Genomic DNA, 19,444 nt, shown 5'->3' on the forward strand with positions numbered 1-19,444 from the left:
GCGGATGGGCGTGATGGCGCCTAGCCTGCGTGCGGGATGGCAACGGGCAGTGGTCTGCGGCAGGTGATCTGCAATCGTGCGGCAGGGGCGGGCATGCTGCCGTCAGCGCGTAGAGACTGCGTGCGGCACAGCTGCGTGGAGTGCTCGCACGCCGGCAGTTGCGGTGAGGCGATGCGGTGACGCTTCGGAGCGATGTTGTGGATGATGCGCTGTCGACACATCTCCCGTTGCAGTGGCTCAGATCACCCGGGCGCATCAACGCCAATGCGTAAAACCTGATCGTCTCACCGAAAAAGCCGGCTGCTCTCGCAACCGGCCTTTGCATCAGAACTCCTGCCAATCGGCGCCGTTGGACGGTGCTGCCGCGAGCGTTGCGGTGCGTTTGATCGGCGGTTTGGCGGGCGCTGGCCGGCTGGCGGGGTGGTGCGCCACCGGCTTGAGGCGCGCGACATTGGCCGATGGTGTGCGCGATGCAATCGCCGGTGCGGCCTCGATCTTGAACACGGCTACTGCCTGGGTGAGCTGGCCGGCCTGTTCTTCCATCGAGCGCGCCGCGGCGGTGGCTTCTTCCACCAGTGCCGCGTTCTGCTGGGTGGCTTCGTCCATCTGGGTCACGGTGAGATTGACCTGCTCGATGCCGGCAGACTGCTCCTGCGAGGCGGCGGAGATCTCGCCCATGATGTCGGTGACGCGCTGCACGCTGGAGACGATGTCGGCCATGGTGTTGCCTGCGGTGTGCACCAGCGTGGAACCTTCGGCAACGCGATGCACCGAGTCGTCGATCAGGCTCTTGATCTCCTTCGCTGCGGCGGTGGAGCGTTGTGCCAGGGTGCGCACCTCCGAGGCAACCACTGCGAATCCGCGGCCTTGTTCACCTGCGCGCGCGGCTTCCACTGCGGCGTTCAAGGCCAGGATATTGGTCTGGAAGGAGATGCCGTCAATGACGCTGATGATGTCGGCGATCTTCTTCGACGAGGCTTCGATGCCCGCCATGGTGCCGACCACCTTGCTGACGATCTCGCCGCCCTGCGAGGCCACGCTGGCCGCACCGATCGCCAGCTGATTGGCCTGACGCGCGTGCTCGGCGTTCTGGCGCACGGTGGAGGTGAGTTCTTCCATCGACGCTGCGGTTTCTTCGAGATTGGCCGCCTGCTGCTCGGTGCGCTGCGACAGGTCCTGATTGCCCGCAGCGATTTCGCTGGCTGCCGTATTGATCGACACGGCAGAGTGCTGGATGCGGCCAACGATCTCGGCAAGCTGCGATGCAGTGGTATTGGCGTCGTCACGCATCTGCGCGAACACGCCCTTGAATTCGCCGGTCATACGCGCGGTGAGATCGCCATCGGCAATGGATTGCAGCAGTGCAGACAGCGACTGCAGGTTGCCATCGGCGGTGGCCATCAGCTGGTTCAGGCTGTCGACCATGACGCGGAAGTCGTACTGGAAGCGCTCGGCATCGCCACGCGCGGTGAAGTCGCCGTTGGCCGCCGATTGCGCAAGCTGCTTGATCTCCAGGTTCATCGCCGACAGGTTCGCCTTGACCTCGTCCATGGTCTGCGTGAGCACTGCCTTTTCGCCGGGCAGCCGCTCCATACTTTCGCTCAGGTCGCCAATCGCGTAGCGGCCCATGATGCGCGCCAGGGAATTCTGTACGGCCAGATGTGCGGCCACCAACGTGTTGGTGTCTTGCGCCATGCGGCCGTAGTCGCCGGGGAAACTGCCGGCATCGATGCGGAAGCTGATCTGGCCGGCGTCGTGATGCTTGGCCATGTCGGCCTGTGCGCGCAGCAGTGCCTGCACCTGGCTCTGCATGCCGCTCATCGCGCGCAGCAGGCGGCCGGTTTCATCCTGTGCGGTGGTGTCAACGTTGTTGTCCAGCTGGCCGCGCGCGATCGCCTCGGCAGCGGTGGTGGCGCGGTTGAGCGGCTGGGTCAGGCTGCGCGTGATCAGCCAGGCAAGCAAGCTGCTGATCACCACCACTGCGGCACCGCCAACGAGCAACAGCAGTTTGCCGCGGGTCATGGACGCAACCGCTTCCGTGTATGCCTGCTGGCTCTGATCTTCCTGGCGCGTCACCAGCTCACGGATCTTTTCCTGCCAGGCCAAGGTGGCGGGGCGTGCCTTTTCGCTGAGCAGGGTCTGCGCAGCGGCATTGTCGTTCTTGGCAGACAGCGCCATCACCTCGTCGTTGACGGTTCCCGAGAGCGCGCGCTTCTCATCCATCACTGCACGGATCTTTCGGCCTTCTTCGGAACTGGGAAGCGCATCGAGCTTGGCGCGCAGATCGCTGTAGCGCTGCCGCTGGGTCTTGATGGTGGCCAGCGCCTCATCGTTGAGGGCGTCGCTGGTGGCCATGGCATAGGTGCCGAGCGCAATCAGGATGGACGAGTTCGCATCGAGCATGCCGTTGCCGAGCTGGATCTTGGCCATGCGGTCCAGCACGATGAAATCCAGCTGCTGGCGCGCGCTGGCCATGCTGCTCAGGCCGGTGGCGACGAGCAGGCCGGAGAGCAGGATCAGGATGCCGAATGCGGCGCCGAGCCGGTGGCCGACGTTGTAGCGTTGAAGAAAAGCGTTCATGCAGCAATCCTGCGTTGCAGAGGAGGAGGTGCAGGGCCTTCATGTGAAGCATGTGTGATCGCCCTGGTACGCTGATAGCGACGCTGGAACAGCAAACTTGATTGGACGATTGGATTAGCGGTTTACCCTGGATTTGTATTTCACAGATGTAAGGAATACACCGACTGGCGGCAGCTGCGGCGCGTGCCCCAGGATGCTGAGGCTGTCGTATTGAGCCGCCCATATCGCTACACGCCGGCCTCGCGATGAACGCGTTACCGTGCGCGTTCTTTCAGAATCATGGCCGCCGCCGAGATGGACAAGCAGAACGAAGAATGGATGCGCGCCGTGACCGAAGCGCTCAGCGACTTGCAGGCCGCACGGGTGGCGCAAGCCACCTTGCTGGAAGCGATGCTGGTTTCGCACCCGGATCCTGTGCAGCTACGCAAGGTGTGGGACGAGCTGTCCTCGATGCGCATCGCCTTCGTGGCGCAAAGCAAGGCCGCTGCCGATGTGCCGCGCCCGATGGATGCCTACACGCTGGAGCAGTTCCAGGCGTGGGAAGACAAAATGCGCCGCTATTTTCCGCGTGATCTGGATGCGTCTGCGCCGGATGCTTAGCGTTGGTGCGACTTGCAAGCGTGATCGTGGCAGAAGAGCGAGCTGCAAGCAGGCAGAGTCGTTGATTGCGCCATTCGCCATTGCGCGCCGTGGCCTGGGCACAAGTGGTGCTGCTGGTGTGCAGCTGACTGACGCGAACAAGCGCCTCATGTGCGCACCGCCGATTGGCACAGCTATGTCACATCGCGCCCAACATCTGGATTACGGCCGGCAGGCCGGGGGCTTCGCCGCGTTCGTCAACACTGGCTTGCTGCCACGATAGGTGCGCGCGTACCCCCGCTCCAGATGCGGACATCTGACCGTGTTGATCGTCGCCTCGCTGGGCCCTTATTGCGATTGAGGTACTGGTACGGCAGCCGCTGTTTGTGAGTCTCGTCGACATATCCCCGGAAAGCCGGCGGCGTTGAGGCAGGGCCTGTAATCGATAGCGCAGCCGGACGGATTATCAGTTTGAAGAGCGTAAACCGCGGGTGCCAGCCGCTCGGCATCAAACAGCCGCGGCACCCGACGTCGCACGCCGATGTGCTCGCGCAGGAATTGCGGCCTTTGTCTTCGTCGGGCACCCATGTGGACTACAGCAAGTCATTGCCAGCCAAAATGAGAAGCTTCGGCTGCTGTTAATGACGGCGCTTGGTGTTCGTTGGTCAGTCAAGGTTGTCGCGTGGAATCTATTGGTTGTGGTCGGTGAGCCATTGTTTGTCCTATTCGCGGAGCTTGCTTTACGCGCGACGGATACATGGACACTCCAGTACCACCACGACAGCGCGGGTGGGGCAGTTAGCAGTCAAGCCACGAACGCTCGCGGCTTGCTTCATGCCGGTCAACGCGGGCCGTGCCGGTTGGCCCGCGTGCATTGGCGTGCACAGCCGTCTATCGCTGCGCAGTGGCGACGCTTCGCCATTGAAAAAGCTAAGATCGAAACTTGTGCAAAGTCGGAAGCGCCAATGATCGATCGTCGTACGTTTCTTGCCACGGGTGTGGTCGCCGCCGCCAGTTTTGGCGTTTCCGCTGCTGGCATCGCGCAAACGCCCGGCGCCAGCGGGCCTGCACCGTGGGGCGCGCTGCCCAGTAAGCGACAGCTGCGCTGGCATCGTTGGGAGCAGTACGCCTTCGTGCATTTTGCGATGAACACCTTCACCGACAAGGAATGGGGCTACGGCGACGAGGATCCGCGCAAGTTCGATCCCAGCGATTTCTCAGCCGATCAAATTGTTGCTGCCGCGAAGGCCGGTAATCTGAAAGGGCTCATTTTCACGGCCAAGCACCACGATGGGTTCTGTCTCTGGCCGACGCGCTTGACCGAACATTGCATCCGCAACTCGCCCTACAAGGACGGCAAGGGGGACATTGTTGGCGAGATGGCAGCGGCGTGTCGGCGCGCTGGTCTGGCGTTCGGCATCTACCTCTCGCCCTGGGATCGCAACCATGCCGAGTATGGGCGCCCTGGCTATCTCGACTATTTCCGCAAACAGATCGTCGAGCTCTGCACGCGCTACGGCGACCTGTTCGAGTTCTGGTTCGACGGCGCCAATGGAGGCGACGGTTACTACGGTGGCGCGCGCGAATCGCGCAAGATCGATGCGCCCGCTTACTACAACTGGCCACGCATGATCGAGCTGGTGCATCAACATCAGCCAATGGCGTGTACCTTCGACCCGCTCGGCGCCGATATCCGCTGGGGTGGAAACGAGGACGGTATCGCCGGCGATCCGTCCTGGCCGACCATGCCCAATGCCCCGTATACCCAGGAAAACGGCAATTCCGGCGTGCGCGGTGGGGAGTTGTGGTGGCCGGCCGAAACCAACACGTCGATCCGCCCGGGCTGGTTCTACCATGCCGATGAAGACGGCAAGGTGCGTAGCCCGGAAAATCTGGTGCGCTATTTCGATACCTCCGTCGCGCGCGGCACCAACATGAATCTCAATCTGCCGCCCGACCGACGCGGCCGCATCCCTGACCACGACGTAGCGGTGCTGAAGAGTTTCGGCGATGCCATCCGCGCCAGCTTTGCCATCGATCTGGCCAAGGGCGCAAAGGCCAGTGCCACCGCATCGCGTGGCCCTGGGTTCGAACCGGCGCGCGTCCTCGACCGCCAGCCGGACACCTACTGGTCCTCGCCAGACACTGTCACCACGCCGACGCTGACGTTGGAACTGTCGGCGGTGCACAGCTTCGACCTGATTCGGCTGCGCGAATATTTACCGCTGGGTGTGCGCGTGACCCGCTTCGCGGTCGAAGCCGAGATCGATGGGCAGTGGCGTCGGCTGGCCGAAGCGCAGTGCATCGGTGCACAGCGCATCGTGCGGCTGGATCGCCCGGTGGCCGCACGTCGCGTGCGCCTGGTGGTGCTTGAGGCGCCGGTGTGCCCGGCGATCAGCGAATTCGCGCTATTCCGTGCCATTGCGCCAGTGCCGGTGGCGCGACCAGCGGCGAACGCGCCAGATGTGCTGTCCACCGCCGGCTGGCGAGTGATCGATGCGAGCGCGCCAGGGGCAGAAAAATTGCTCGACGACGATGCCGGCACGGTCTGGATCACGCCCGCGCCGACGCCGGGCCATCCCGTGCAGGCCACCATCGATCTCGGTGCGTTGCATCAGGTTGCCGGCTTCAGCCTCACGCCCTCGCGCACGGTGATGGCCGGTGCGGCGCCGCCGAAGGGCTATCGCGCTGAAACAAGCGAAGATGGGCAGCACTGGCAGCCGGCTGGTAGTGGTGAGCTGTCCAATATCGCGTATGCGCTCTCGACCCAGCGTCTGAATTTCCCCGAGGTGCGCCAGATTCGCTATCTGCGGTTGTCGTTCGCGGAACCGGCGGTGCCCGCCGACCGGTTGGCAATCGCGGGGATCGGTGCGTTTTCGCGCTTGCGCTGAAAGCATGTGCTCCCACGTGGCAAGATGCCGCGTGGGAGGCTTTGCATGACGACGGTAAAAGCCCGACAAACGCCGATGCGTAACGCTCGGCCAGATGGATAGCCCACGCGCATCGAGCGCTGCGTGCGCGTCAGAACGTTTTTAGGAGTGCCTACTCAGTCGAGTAGGCACTCCACGATCACGGTCTAGGTCAAGAGAAATAGCTCTGGAACCAGATTGGCCCGTTAGACAGGGTCATACTCGCAACCCACGTACCGGAACTCGGGAAGGTAGCCCGTTTTGTCATAGTTGCCGCCGTAGTAGTCACACCGCCAGTTAGGTCCGCCCTGCCAGGTTTTCTTCCAGCCCTCCTGGCAGCTACCATTTTGAAACCATCCCGAGTTGCTGCCGGAAACATGGGTTGTTCCCATGCGTTCGCCGATGAGAACAGCAGGCGCGTACCTGGAGTGCGCTTTCGGCGGGCAAGAGTTTTCCTCAGCGCGCTCGTTGCACTCTTGCCAACTTCTGTTGTAACTACCGGAAAGGGAGAGGCCTGAAAGTTTGAAGGGTAAATCCCAGTCCGCGCTCAGACCAACGTTGAAGTCTTGGCCTCGGCAAGTTCCGCGAGCAGTGGATCGGGTGGACGTCGGGCAGTGTGCCTCATCCCCATAACACACGGCTTGGGTGCCTTCATCTTCAAAGAAGGATTTTTGATCTTTTCCGTTCCACCCACCAAAGGTCGTATGTAGGTGAGGATTTTGCGCGCCGGCTTGCGCGGTTCCCACGATAGTCAATGCAAGAAAAACAGCATAAAGGTATTTGCTTAACTTGATGGTCATTTCGTTCTCCATTGGGTAATTGGATTATTTAAATTAATTTTGGAATAACCTCAATCGGGCGAGGTTCAAATACGGCTAAAGGCTCGAGATTCGCAGTTCTTCAGTTAGGATTGACTATTATTTTTACTATTTCTGGGGTGAGAGGCATTGGCCTCTTAGCTCGCCGGGGAAATATCGTAATCGCGAGATTGGCTGCTTACGGCAAATTCGACAATTGAATGTTATTGCCTGCTATGTTTAACCTATTTTATTTGGGTCATCGCAAGTGAAGACGTGCCTCTCGGCTGTTTAGAATTGGTGTGCGTGGTTTAGCCGTGCCCCTGTACCAAGGATTGTAAAATTTCCCGTTCTTCAGGCGATGCAGAGGGTCGCGATACAGCCGTTGTGAGCGTCGAGCGTAGCGGCGCGGTCAGTTCCACATCGCCGCTTGCGATCGAATTGAGCGTCTGCCTCACCAGCGGTTCGGTTGCACCGCTTCTTAGGTAATTGACCGCCGCATCTGCTGCGGCATCGGGGGAGGAGAGTCGATAGACTTTCTGGGCAGCCAACGCTTTCACTGCGTCGTTTCCGTTTCCGGTTACGACCGAATTCATTTGCGAAATTGCAGTACTTCTCAGGTTTCTTGCGTCCTTGGAGGTGTCTTCTTCAATCGTGCCAATAAAGTTTAAAGCAGCGACTGACGTTGGCACGTCGGTTGCCTGGCTATTGAGAGCCGACATCGCCTGCGACAATGCCTCCCTTGGCGCTGTGCCGGGAAAGTTTGAATACGTCTTGTACATTGGAGTGTAGAGGCTGGCGTCCTTGCTCGCCCAAATGCGATTTGCCTCGTCTACCATCATTTTTCTGCCGGACTCGCTGCGTACGATCATGTTTTGAATAATTTCTCGATTCGCGGCATCTTTTGCGGGTATTTTTGCATAATAGTCAGCCACCGCCTTTCGCGCCTCTGGGCTGGAATCGATCGTGCTGAGCAGGCGGGACATGAAGATGTCTCGTTGTGCCCGGGACATGGCATGGCCTGAATCCCAACGATCAAAAAAGTCCTGTAAGCGGTGTTGCACTTCGCTCGCACCAAAGGGCTTGTCACTCTCAGCATCTGTGGAATCGCTGAATTCGAACCCGCTCATCTTTGCATGCTCCTGGTGCGACGCATGAGCACCTCCGACGGGGGGGGGCGTCTGGGCTGCGGGGCTTGCGTTAACAGCTTTATCGCTGCTTGATTGAACTCCAAGATATGCTAGTGAGCACACCCCAATGACCGCTATGAGTCCACCCATGACGAATGGCGTAGCGGGCTTTCCCGCGGGAGCGTATTTAATATTTTCAGTCATTGATTTTCCTGGGGTGGATAATTTCGTTGGATATTCAATATCTTTTAAGGTTATCGCACGGAAATTGCGCTATGCACGAGTCAGTTGCGCTGATTGAAAGTGGCGAATAGTTGCAGAAGCTGGGCGCGTGACCAGGTCTTTCTTATTTCTAATTCATGTCTGCAGCAGTGCGGTTTCGAGACTTGATCTAATCGATTTCAGCCTTATAAATTTGACCATTCAGGATCGGTTGATTGCTGCTTTCGATTAACGTACATGTTCAAGTAGCGTTATCTATGTCAGTTCTTGCCACGAATCGTCAGTGGGTGCGATAAAGTTGGTTACTATTTTTGGGTAATTTACTTTATGCAGAAGGCAAGGGATTGCTGCTTTTCAAAGACGTTCTTTAATCTCAAAAGATAACCATATCTTTGCTTTAAAAGTTGGCGTCGAATTGCGAAGTGGGTTTGATTTAACCGATGCAGTAGTCAAAGGTTGATGCTAGTTTTTTGACACTCATGGTGTGGTTGTACGGGTCTTATATGGTTGTGGAATAGCGGTGGATGATCTGGCATTGACAGGGCGGCGCGGCAAGCGGGTTGCAGAGAGAAAGAAAATAAATTTCTCCCGGCTCGCTTTCGGTCAAGCTGGACCGCCTGTCTGCCTGCTCTTGTCGCCGTGTTTTCAGTGCAGCTGTAGGCCGGGATGCAGATCTAATGACGGCTGCGTCACCCAATTTCCAGAATGGCTAAGTGACTTTGTGCGTTTGGCGGCAATTGCGCGCTGGGCAATGGCCTTTTGCGCTGACGTCCAGACCCAGAAGCGTGACCTTGCACAAGGTTGACGCGAGAACCGGCGGTCATCTGCTCGATTGGTTCTCAGAGCGAAGATGATGTGCGACGGCGGGCCACTACTGTTTTGTCGCTGAGGCTATCTCTTGGCGGGCACGTGCTGCTTCAGACTGGCCGCCGGACATGAGGTGCTGCCAGCATTGAGCAATGATCGGTGGTGTCCCCTAGAGAGGACGCAGGCGACTTGAGCCACCACTAATTGATGCGCGTTGGTCAGACGCGGCTTCCAGGATGTCGGGCTAGGTGCATCTCCGTGAGGCACGGAAGTTCTTTCGGTTTGCAGGGAGGTCATCTACAAGCCGTGGAGCGCTGCACCGTCGTGCCCTATCGTTGCCGCGGCGAGCCGGGTCTGCATTGCCCGCGCCAATAGAGGGCGCGGGCCTGTGCAGGGGCCAACTGCACCTGATGGAGAGGTTAGCCCACCGACGGCCGCAAGGCCGACGTGGCAACCTGCAAGCGCAGTCTAGCCGGGCTCAATCCGGGCGCGCTGGCCTCCAGTACGATATCGCCGCTGCTGCGTGTGGTCTGCAGCAGCGCCGCACACAAGCCATTGAACGCCTTGCGCTGTGGTGCCTTGTCGTCTTCGTGGCTACTGGGGTCGCCGTTGCCTACGCCGATCAGATGCGCAGGTCCATGCAGGGCGAAGTGCACCAGGTGGTCGGCATTCGGTACAAGCCTGCCTTGTGCGTCGACGATCTCTACTTTCACCACTGCCACATCTTCGGCGTCGGCGCGCAGTGCGGTGCGATCGCAACTCAAGCGGATCGCTGCCGGTTTGCCAGCCGTTTCGCGGCGTTCGGTGAGCACCAGTTTGCCGCCGCGGTAGCCGCGTGCTTCGATCACGCCCGGTGCGTAAGCCACGCGCCATTCGACATGGCCGTACGCCGGGACCTGCTGCAGGCCCTGGCTGACGCCGTTGACCAGTAGCTCGACCGCTTCGAGATTGCTGTGGCACCAGACCTCGACGTGGCCGTTGTCGTCCGGTTGCAGCAGGCCCTCCCAGTTCCAGTGCGGGAACAGATGCAGCACTGGCTCGGTGGTCCATTGCGCGCGGTAGTACCAGTAGTTGTCCTTGGGAAAGCCGCAGCTGTCGAGCACGCCGAATTGCGAGGCGACGTTGGGCCAGCGGTTGTAGGGCGTAGGTTCGCCGCGATAGTCGAAGCCGGTCCAGATGAAGCCGCCGGCAATGTACGGGCGCTGCGCCACATAGCTCCACCAGGCTTCGGCGGTGCTCGCCCACCAGGGGTGGTCCAGGTCATAGGCGCGGGTGTAGCCGCGGGTGTCGTCGCGCAGATAGTTGCCGCGCACGGAGACGGTGCTGCCGGTTTCGCTGCCGTAGATCGGAATGTTGGGATATTGCGCGTGGAAGCCATCCATCTGGCTGGTGCGGTAGTTGAAGCCGACCACATCCACCACCTGGCCGACGCCGTCGCCAAAGCCCTTGTCCATGGCGAAGGTGGTAGGGCGGGTGGGGTCGAGCTGGCGCACGCGTCGCTGCATGCGCGTGACAATGCGCGCGCCGCGTTCGGTGACCTGTTGCGGCTCTTCGTTGCCGAGCGACCACAGGATCACGCTGGGGTGGTTGCGCCCGCGCCGCACCATCGTCTCCAGTTCGGCCATTGCCTCCGGGTCGGTGGACATGCGCCGGGTTTCTTCGATCACGAACATGCCCAGGCGGTCGCACAGCGCGAGCAGTTCGGGGGTGGCCGGATTATGCGAGCTGCGATATGCGTTGCAGCCCATCGACTTGAGCTGGCGCAGGCGCCATGCGTGCAAGGCATCGGGAATGGCCGTGCCAACGCCGGCATGGTCCTGGTGATTATTGGTGCCGTGCAATTTCAACGGCTCGCCATTCAATAGAAAGCCGCGTTGTGCATCGAAGGCGATGCTGCGCACGCCGAACGGTGTTGCAAGCGCATCGACCGCAACCCCTGCGCTGTGCACGCTGGTGGTGAGGGTGTAGAGCTGCGGGGTGTCGATCGACCACAGCGCGGCCTGGCCGAGCGGCACGGTCTGTTCGACGACCTGTACCTGACCGGGCGCAACCGTGACCGCTGCGCTAGCCGCTTGCGCCACGATGCGTCCATCCGGTGCGGTGATGCGGGCCTGCACCACGCATTGACGTGACGCGGTGCCGTCGTTGCGCACTTCGGTGGAAAGCTGCGCGGTGGCGTTGTCGCCTTGCAGGCTGCTGCGCACAAACACGCCATGCTGCGGCACATGCAGCGGGTCGGTCTTCTGCAGCCACAGATGCCGGTAGATGCCGGCGCCTTCATAGAACCAGCCTTCGCCGAGCGTGGCATCCACGCGCACGGCGATGAGGTTGGGCTTGCCGTAGTCGAGCACTTCGCTGAGGTCGACCTCGAAGCCGCAATAGCCGCTGGCATTGCGCCCGACGATGTGGCCGTTGCAAAACACCACGCAATCGCGGAACACGCCGTCGAACACCAGGCTGATGCGCTTGCCCAGATCGCTTGCCGGAATCTGCAGCGTACGCCGATACCAACCCACGCTGTTTTCCGGAAAGCTCGTGCCCAGTGCCTTGTAGCCGTGCGCGGCCGCCGGGTCTTCTTCGGTCAGCGAGGCGGAGATCGGCTCCGGGCGGAAGGGCAGGGTCACGGCCCAGTCGTGCGGCAAGTCCACCTGTTGCCAGCTGCTGTCGTCGAAGGCCAGTTGCGCGGCGGTGGCGGTGTCCTTGCCGGCCTTGGCGAAGGTGCGCTGGAAGGTGCCGAACTCAAAGTCGCGCGCCGGGTCGCTGGCATGGCCGAGATGAAAGCGCCAACCAAAGTCGAACAGCAGCCGTTCGCGTGGTGCCAGGCTTGCATCGCCGAGCGGGGCGAGCGGCGTGGCATCTTTCGCCGCGGCTGGTGCTGCATCCGCACTGCCGGGCAACAGCGCACCGGCTGCACCGGCCGGGAGTGCGGCACGCACGCCACTTGCCAACATGCCGCGCAGTAACTCGCGGCGATTGATGCCGGTCATGGCTGCGTCCTCTTGTTGTCGGCAGCGTCGCCTTGCGTGTCGATAGCAGGCTTGCCTGCTTCGGAGCGATGCGATGCAGGCGCACCGGTATACGGATGGCGCATGAAGTCGATCGCCGGCAATACTTCGTTGTTGTGCTGGAAATCGAAGAAGCTGGCGTTCTCCCACGACGAGCCGGTGCCCCAGCGCGTCTTGCAGCTGCTGCTGGTCCATGCCGGCTCCCAATACACCACGCCGGCCCCGCCGGTATCGATCACCAGCTGGGTGAGATCCACCATGTAGCGCGCCTGGCCTTGCGGCGTGGCCGGGTAACCGGCAATCAGCGAGTCTTCGCCGAGCAGGTTGTGCGAGGTGTCGCCCGATGCCAGTGTCCACGGGTAGGCGGTTTCCACCACCACCACGTCGGCATCAAAGCGGCCGCGCAAGCGCTTGATGGTCTTGCCCAGCTCGGCCATCGACTGGGTGGACCACTTGCGGTAGTAGCTGATGCCGATCAAATCGAAGTCGGTCACGCCGGCCTTGGTGGCGGCGGCGAACCACGGCTCTACATTTTCCGGCTGGGCGATATGCAGCATCACCCGCGGTTTGATGGCCGAGCGTGCGCTGATGTCGCGCACCGCCTTGATGCCGGCGTTGAACAGCTTGGCGTTGCGTTGCCAATCGATCGGGCGCTTCTTGTCCCAGGGAATGCTGTCCATCAGATCGGAATTGCTTTCGTTGCCCACCTGCACCAGCTCGGGCATCAGCCCGGCGCGATCGAGTGCGCTCAGCGTGTCGTAGGTAAACCCGTAGAGCGTGCGCGCCAGCTCCTCGGTGTCGGTGATGCTGGCCCAGGCCTTGGGAATCAGCTGTTTTTCGCCATCGGCCCAGTCGTCGGAGTAGTGCAGGTCCAGCAGCACCTGCATGCCCTGCGCGTGCGCGCGGCGGATGGTCTTCTTGACGTCGGACAGGTCGCTGTATTTGGTCCAGCGCGCATCGTTCCACAGCCGCACACGCACCAGGTTGGCGCCGTGTGTATGGAAGAGTTCGAACGGGTCTTTCACCACGCCGTTCTCGCGGTACTGCACGCCGCATTCCTCCATCTCGTTGACGTAGGACAGGTCCGCGCCCAGATACAGCGTTTTCGGGGCGGGTGCGGCGTAAGCGGCGGTGGACAGTGCCAGCGCGAGCAGCGCCGGCGCCCAGAGGCGGTGAGTGGAGCGCATGCAATTCCTCGGCAGATCGAAAACGTGAAGCGGCCGACAGCATGCCGCAGGTCATCGCGCCTGGGCGCGGCCGGTCACGCGAAGTGGAATGCACGGCGTACATCCAACCTGCGGTTGCGGCTGCGCGCCATATGCGACTGCGCAGCCATGCTGTCATTGGTGCTCAGAACTTGTAGGTGGCTTCCAGCGCGTAGCGGCGGCCGAACACCTGGTAGCCGCCGTCGTCCTGGTTGGCCAGACGGTTGGGCTTGTTGTCGGTATAGGCGCGCAGCGGTTCGTTGGTGAGGTTGCCGGCCTGGAAGCGGAAGCCCAGCTGCTTGCTGTACTGCCAGTTCAAGCTCAGATCTACCGTGCCTTCGCTCTGCAGACGCGCAAGCCGCGCCGCATTCCAGCCGTACACCACCGTGTAGGGGCTGTGGTACTTGTAGCCCACGCGCGCTTCGAAGGTGCCGTTGCTGTACCACAGGTCGAGGGTGCCGGTCTTGCGCGCCAGGCCGCTCAGCGGCAACGGGTTGTCTGCCGGCGAGAATTCCTTGAGGTTGGAATCCACCAGCGAGAAGTTGGAGTAGACGCCGAAATTTTCCATGTGCGGGATGAAGTAGAACGGCGTCTGCAAGGTGAGCTCCACGCCGTTGATATGCCCGCCGCCGCCATTGAACGGCGCGCTGACCAGGTAATCGAGGCCGTTGATCACTTCGCGGTCGGTGCGGTAGCCGATGCTGGAGTCCACTTCCTTGCGGTACACCGCCAGCGCGGCCAGTGCTTCCTTGTGGAAGTACCACTCATACGACACATCGACCTGGGTGGCCTTGAACGGGTCCAGCTGTGGGTTGCCGCCGCTGCCCGTGAGCTGGCCCACGGTCACGGTGGGGTCGTCCAGGCGGCGGCCGGTGCGCAGCTCGTCCAGCGGCGGGCGTGCGATGACCTTGGCTACGGCAAAGCGCAGGATGCGCTGGTCGTCGATCAGGAAGTTGAGCGTGGCGCTGGGCAGAACGTCGGTGTAGTCCTTGCTGTCGCTGCTGGCCTGCACGGTGGTGCCAACCGAATCGAAGCCGTCGCTGGTGGTCTTGGTGTTGACCAGGCGCACGCCGATATTGCCGGTGACATCGGTGCCGAACAGCTGTGAGCTGAAGACCGCCTTGGCGAAGGCTTCGCGCACGTCTTCCTTGACGTTCCAGTGGTCGAGCAGCTGCTCGTCGAGCGTGGCCGGATCAAACCCGCCGAAGCCGACATCGGCAATGGCATCCATGTTGCCGCCGGTGAGCGTGGGCACGTTCAAGTCCGGCATGGTCACCGGGTAGATCAGGTTCTGGTATGCCGAAATCGGCTGGTCGTAGCCGGACTGATTGCTGATGAAGCGGCGGTTCTGTTTTTCGCGGCGCGCGGCGCGCACGCCGAATTCCACCGAGGTGAACGCGGCCATGTCGATCTGGCGGCCGGCGTTGAGCGCCAGCGCGGCGATCTTGTCGCGCAATGCCTGCGGCTCGGTCTGGCCGGCGATGCCGTATTCGGGCGTGTCCGAACTGGTGCGGATGGTGGGCGTGACGCTGCGGCGGAAATCGAACGACACCGTGTCTGGGTTGCTGCCGAAGCGCACCGCCTGCCAGGTGTTGTCGCGCTTGGCCTGCGAGAACGACAGGTCGCTGGCCAGTGTCCACACATCGCCGTTCCACTTGGCGTTCAAGCCGCCTGCGGTGAGTGTCTTGACCTCGTTGTAGTGGCTGACCACATGGTCGACCTGCAGGTTCGAGTTGGCCAGCGTGCCGGCCACCACGTCGCCATCGACGATGGTGTAGGACGAGCCGGGTGTGGTGTACGGGTTGGCGCCGGTCGAGAACGTGCTGAAGGCCAGCCCGTTGAACCAGTTCTGCAGCTGGTCCTCGTCGATTTCGATGCGCGAATACAACCCGTCGAACTTCATCTCGAAGTTGCCCGAGCGCCATTGCACCGTGCCCATCGCGCCGGTGCGGGTCTGTTCGGTCAGCTTGAGCTGGTCGGCGGCGCCGAACGGGGTGGGGTCCACGGTGCCATCGCCATCCACATCGCGCGAGGTGGTGGCGTCGGTATAGCCCCAGCTGCCGATCGACGAGTTGGAGTTCTTCTGCTTCTGGTAGGTGGCGCCAAACGCCACGGCCAGGTTGTCGTTGAATTTGTGCACCAGGCTGGCGCCGAAGCGGTTACCCCACGGGCTGTAGCCGTCCACGTCCTTGGCATGGTCGTAGAACACCGGGCCGGCGGTGCCGACAAAGCCCGCGCCGGTATAGTCCAGCGGGCTGATGGTGGAGATGTCCACGGTGGCTGCCAGACCGCCGGCCACCAGGTCCGCCGACTGCGTCTTGTACACCTTGACCGTGGAGACGATTTCGGTGGGGAACACTTCCCAGCGCACGGCACGATTGGGTTCGGACGAGGCGATTTCGCGCCCGTTGACGGTGCCCATGGTCATGCGTGGGCCCAGGCCACGCACGGTGGCCAGGCTCTCGTTGCCGCGGTCGCGGGTGCCGTTGACGCCGGGCAGGCGCACCAGCGCCTCGGCGACGGTGACATTGGGCATCTGGCCCATGTTGTCGGCGGAGATCACTTCCATCACGTGGTCGGACATCTGCTTGGCTTGCACAGCCTGATTGAGGCTGGCGCGCTGTCCGATCACGGTGATGTTGTCCAGCGTGACCGGCGCCTGGGCGGTGGTCGCGCCAGTGGCCGGCGGCTGCGCGGGCGGCGTGCTGTCCTGGGCCTGGGCACTGAAGGCGGTGGCGAGTACGCAGGCGATGGTGGTGCACAGCACTGCACGGGCAGGCAGCGGACGCGCGTGCCGGCTGACCGGGCGGGCGGAGTGGTGAACAGGCATCTTTTGATCCCTCCCAGGACAAAATGACCGAATCGAAATGAGGCTGGCCACGGTGTGGCCGGGTGGCGCGAAACGCGCAACTGGCGTGTTTCTACGCGGAATGACGGTGCTGCGAATGCGCTAGTGGTGCACCTGCGGTATGCGTGCCGCGTCATCGTATGACCCGATGGCGCGCCCCCTGTACTGCATGTGTCCGCTTCAGGGTAGAAGCGCATGACATTCCATTCCAATGAAGCATTTTGCGGGAGCTATCTCGCGTTGGAATGCTGCAGTGCAGCGCTAGCGCCCGCTTGCGTCACGCTGGCGCAGTGCGCCGTATCGCATCCGCATGACCGGGTGCCCACGTCCCGCGATCTCGCATCACCGCATGCCCGGCAGCCGTGGCAGCGCCGGGAATGCGCGCTGCACGCAGTCGCTGCGTTCGCAGGTCAGGCAGCCCGGGCCGATCGGTACCGCATCGTCCACTGCGCCCAGATCCCAGCCACGTGCGTAGACCAGTTGATCGGCATGGCGCAGGTCGCAGCCCATCGCCAGCGCGAAGGTCTTGCGCGGCCGCCCATAGCCGGGCGGCCCGCTGGTCACCTGCCGGGCCAGCCAGAAATAGCGACGGCCATCGGGCATGCGCGCGATCTGGGTGAGGATGCGGTCGGGCTGGTTGAAGGCTTCGTAGACGATCCATAACGGGCAGGCGCCGCCGACGTGCGAAAAATGGAAGTCGGTCGCGGAGTGGCGCTTGGACACATTGCCGGCGCGATCCACGCGCATGAAAAAGATCGGCAGGCCTGCCGCACCGCGCCGCTGCAAGGTGCTCAGGCGATGACACACCGCCTCGAAGCCGACGCCGAAGCGGTCGGCCAGCCACTCGATGTCGTAGCGCGATGTCTGCGCGCTGCGCAGGAACGGCGTGTACGGCATCACCAGCGCGCCGGCGAAATAGTTCGACAAGCCGATCCGCGACAACGCAATGCGTTCGGCATCCTCAAAGCCGGCATCGGCGATGCGCGCATCGAGTAGCGAGCCACATTCCAGCAAGGCCAATTGCGCCGCCATCTGGAACGCTTGCTGGCCGGGGCGCAGATGGGCGGGCAGCCACAGCACGCGTGCCTGCGCATCCACGCTGCGTTTGTCGCTGTGCAGGTCGGGCGCTTCCTGCACAAGCAGCCCGTGGCGGTCGGCCAGGCGCTGGCGCAGACGCAGCGGCAGGTTTTCCGGGGTCAGCCCCAGTTCGGTGTAGAGCGCCTCGGCGCGTTCGTCGAGCTCAGGTAGATAGTTGTGCGCGCGGTTGAAGTAGTCGCGCACCTGCTCGCCCGGCGACAGCGACGGCAACGCGGCGTGTTCGGCGCCCACCTGCACTTCCAGCGCGGCAGTGCGCTCTTGCAGATGCGTATGCGCGCGCTGCAGGTCCAGCAGCGCCTGTGCCACCTGCGGCAGGTTGCCGGTGAGCATGCGCAGTTCCGCCGCCGACAAACCATGCCCGAGCGCGCGTAACGCCTCATCCAGCGGCTCGACCAGTGCCGCCGGGTCGTCCGCGCTCAGCAGGCCGTCCAGGTCGCCCAGCGCGGTTTTGAGGCGCTGCTGGATCGCCAGCGTCAGCGGGCGCTGGTTGCGTTCGATCTGGTTGAGGTAGCTCGGCGACAGGCCGAGCCGGCGTGCCAGTTCGGCCTGGGTCAGCCCGTGCCGCTGGCGCAGGCGCTGCAGACGCAGGCCGAGCTGATGGCGGAGGAGGGCGCTGGACTGGGGCATTCGCAAGCTTCGCAAAAGACTGCCCGCAGCTTAGCGCGATTAAGCAGTTCAAGACTGGGAAGGCGCTGGCTGGATGCGAACAATGCGAAGCAGCTGATCAGCCCCCTTTGTAAGCGAGCCCTGCAATGAGTAAATCCGTCCCACGCGTTTCCCTGTTGATCGATGGCGCCCTGATCGCCTCTGCCACCACGTACTGGCAGGACGTGGTCAACCCGGCCGACCAGAGCGTGCTGGCCCAGGTGCCTTTTGCCACGCCGGCCGAGGTGGACGCGGCCGTAGCCGCCGCGCAGCAGGCCTTCGTGGGTTGGCGCAAGACGCCGATCGGCACGCGTGCGCGCATCTTTCTCAAATATCAGCAGCTGATCCGCGAACACATGCCCGAGCTGGCCGCCATCCTCAGCGCCGAGCAGGGCAAGACCCTGGCCGATGCCGAAGGCGATGTGTTCCGCGGCCTGGAAGTGGTGGAACACGCCGCGGCGATCGGCAACCTGCAGCTGGGCGAGCTGGCCAACAACGTCGCCAATGGCGTGGACACCTACACCTTGCTGCAGCCGCTGGGTGTGTGCGCCGGCATCACCCCGTTCAACTTCCCGGCCATGATTCCGCTGTGGATGTTTCCGATGGCCATCGCCACCGGCAATACCTTCGTGCTCAAACCCTCCGAGCAGGACCCGATGGTGACCATGCGCCTGGTTGAGCTTGCGCTGGAAGCAGGCATCCCCAAGGGCGTGCTCAACGTGGTGCACGGCGGCGAAGAAGTGGTCAACGCGCTGTGCGACCACCCCGATATCAAGGCGCTATCGTTCGTGGGCTCCACCAAGGTGGGCACGCATGTGTATCGGCGTGCCTCGCTGGCCGGCAAGCGCGTGCAATGCATGATGGGCGCCAAGAATCACGCGGTGGTGCTGCCGGACGCCAATCAGGAGCAGACCCTCAATGCGATGGTCGGCGCGGCCTTCGGTGCGGCCGGCCAGCGCTGCATGGCCGCCTCCACGCTGGTGCTGGTGGGCGAGGCACGGCAGTGGATTCCGGCGCTGGTGGCCAAGGCCAAGGGCTTGAAACTGGGCGCCGGCAGCACGCCGGGGACCGACGTGGGGCCGCTGATTTCCTGCGCGGCGCGCGAGCGTGTCGAAGGCCTGATCGCCTCGGGCGTGGCGCAGGGCGCCACCCTGGAACTGGATGGCCGCGCGCCGCAGGTGCCTGGCCTGGAGCATGGCAATTTCGTCGGCCCCACCATTTTTTCCGGCGTCACGCCGGGCATGCGCATCTATGACGAAGAAATCTTCGGGCCGGTGCTGGTGATCCTGGAAGCGGCCACGCTGGAGGAGGCCATCGCGCTGGTCAACGCCAATCCCAATGGCAACGGCACCGCGCTGTTTACGCAGTCCGGTGCGGCCGCGCGGCGCTTCCAGGAAGACATCGACGTGGGCCAGGTCGGCATCAACGTGCCGATCCCGGTGCCGGTGCCGCTGTTCTCCTTCACCGGCTCGCGCGCTTCCAAGCTTGGCGACCTGGGGCCGTACGGCAAACAGGTGGTGATGTTCTACACGCAGACCAAGACCATCACCGCGCGCTGGTTCGACGACGAGACGCTGGGGCATGGCGTCAACACCACCATTTCCCTCAAATAAGCGTAG

At 62.6% G+C, this 19,444-nt stretch carries 10 protein-coding genes; 3 read left to right on the top strand and 7 right to left on the bottom strand.

What is annotated here, in order from left to right; genetic code table 11:
- Positions 1-324: 324 nt before the first annotated feature.
- Positions 325-2,580: a methyl-accepting chemotaxis protein gene (locus tag QRM89_RS19080; protein WP_285448717.1), complete on the bottom strand. Its 2,256-nt coding sequence runs from the start codon at positions 2,578-2,580 to the stop codon at positions 325-327.
- 279 nt (positions 2,581-2,859) lie between these two features.
- On the opposite strand from QRM89_RS19080, the gene QRM89_RS19085 reads away from it, so the two are divergent.
- A complete protein-coding gene (locus QRM89_RS19085; RefSeq protein ID WP_285448718.1) occupies positions 2,860-3,180 on the top strand; it encodes a hypothetical protein in 321 nt (106 codons plus the stop codon).
- Positions 3,181-4,124: 944 nt separating this feature from the next.
- On the top strand, positions 4,125-6,050 hold the full coding sequence (locus QRM89_RS19090; RefSeq protein ID WP_285448824.1) for an alpha-L-fucosidase: 1,926 nt from the start codon (positions 4,125-4,127) through the stop codon (positions 6,048-6,050).
- A 224-nt stretch (positions 6,051-6,274) separates the two neighbouring features.
- On the opposite strand, the gene QRM89_RS19095 is transcribed toward QRM89_RS19090, so the two are convergent.
- The 6 genes from QRM89_RS19095 to QRM89_RS19120 all read right to left on the bottom strand — a co-directional run bounded on the left by QRM89_RS19095 (position 6,275) and on the right by QRM89_RS19120 (position 17,807).
- A complete protein-coding gene (locus QRM89_RS19095; protein WP_153064802.1) occupies positions 6,275-6,868 on the bottom strand; it encodes a hypothetical protein in 594 nt (197 codons plus the stop codon).
- A gap of 308 nt (positions 6,869-7,176) precedes the next feature.
- A complete protein-coding gene (locus tag QRM89_RS19100; protein WP_285448719.1) occupies positions 7,177-7,995 on the bottom strand; it encodes a hypothetical protein in 819 nt (272 codons plus the stop codon).
- Positions 7,996-9,443: 1,448 nt separating this feature from the next.
- Positions 9,444-12,011 carry a beta-galactosidase GalA gene (galA, locus tag QRM89_RS19105; RefSeq protein ID WP_285448720.1) on the bottom strand — a complete coding sequence of 856 codons (2,568 nt, stop codon included), beginning with the start codon at positions 12,009-12,011 and terminating at the stop codon, positions 9,444-9,446.
- On the bottom strand, positions 12,008-13,216 hold the full coding sequence (locus QRM89_RS19110; protein ID WP_285448721.1) for an arabinogalactan endo-1,4-beta-galactosidase: 1,209 nt from the start codon (positions 13,214-13,216) through the stop codon (positions 12,008-12,010). Before QRM89_RS19110 ends, galA begins: the two co-directional genes overlap by 4 nt.
- A gap of 163 nt (positions 13,217-13,379) precedes the next feature.
- Complete coding sequence (locus tag QRM89_RS19115) at positions 13,380-16,064, bottom strand: TonB-dependent receptor (RefSeq protein ID WP_285448722.1); 2,685 nt, start codon at positions 16,062-16,064, stop codon at positions 13,380-13,382.
- A 360-nt stretch (positions 16,065-16,424) separates the two neighbouring features.
- On the bottom strand, positions 16,425-17,807 hold the full coding sequence (locus QRM89_RS19120; RefSeq protein ID WP_042599304.1) for a short-chain fatty acyl-CoA regulator family protein: 1,383 nt from the start codon (positions 17,805-17,807) through the stop codon (positions 16,425-16,427).
- Positions 17,808-17,932: 125 nt separating this feature from the next.
- Here QRM89_RS19120 and QRM89_RS19125 point away from each other — a divergent pair, with 125 nt between their 5' ends.
- A complete protein-coding gene (locus QRM89_RS19125) occupies positions 17,933-19,438 on the top strand; it encodes a CoA-acylating methylmalonate-semialdehyde dehydrogenase (RefSeq protein ID WP_285448723.1) in 1,506 nt (501 codons plus the stop codon).
- Positions 19,439-19,444: the final 6 nt, after the last annotated feature.

Source organism: Xanthomonas sp. LMC-A-07 (genome assembly GCF_030208825.1).
GTDB lineage: Bacteria > Pseudomonadota > Gammaproteobacteria > Xanthomonadales > Xanthomonadaceae > Xanthomonas > Xanthomonas campestris.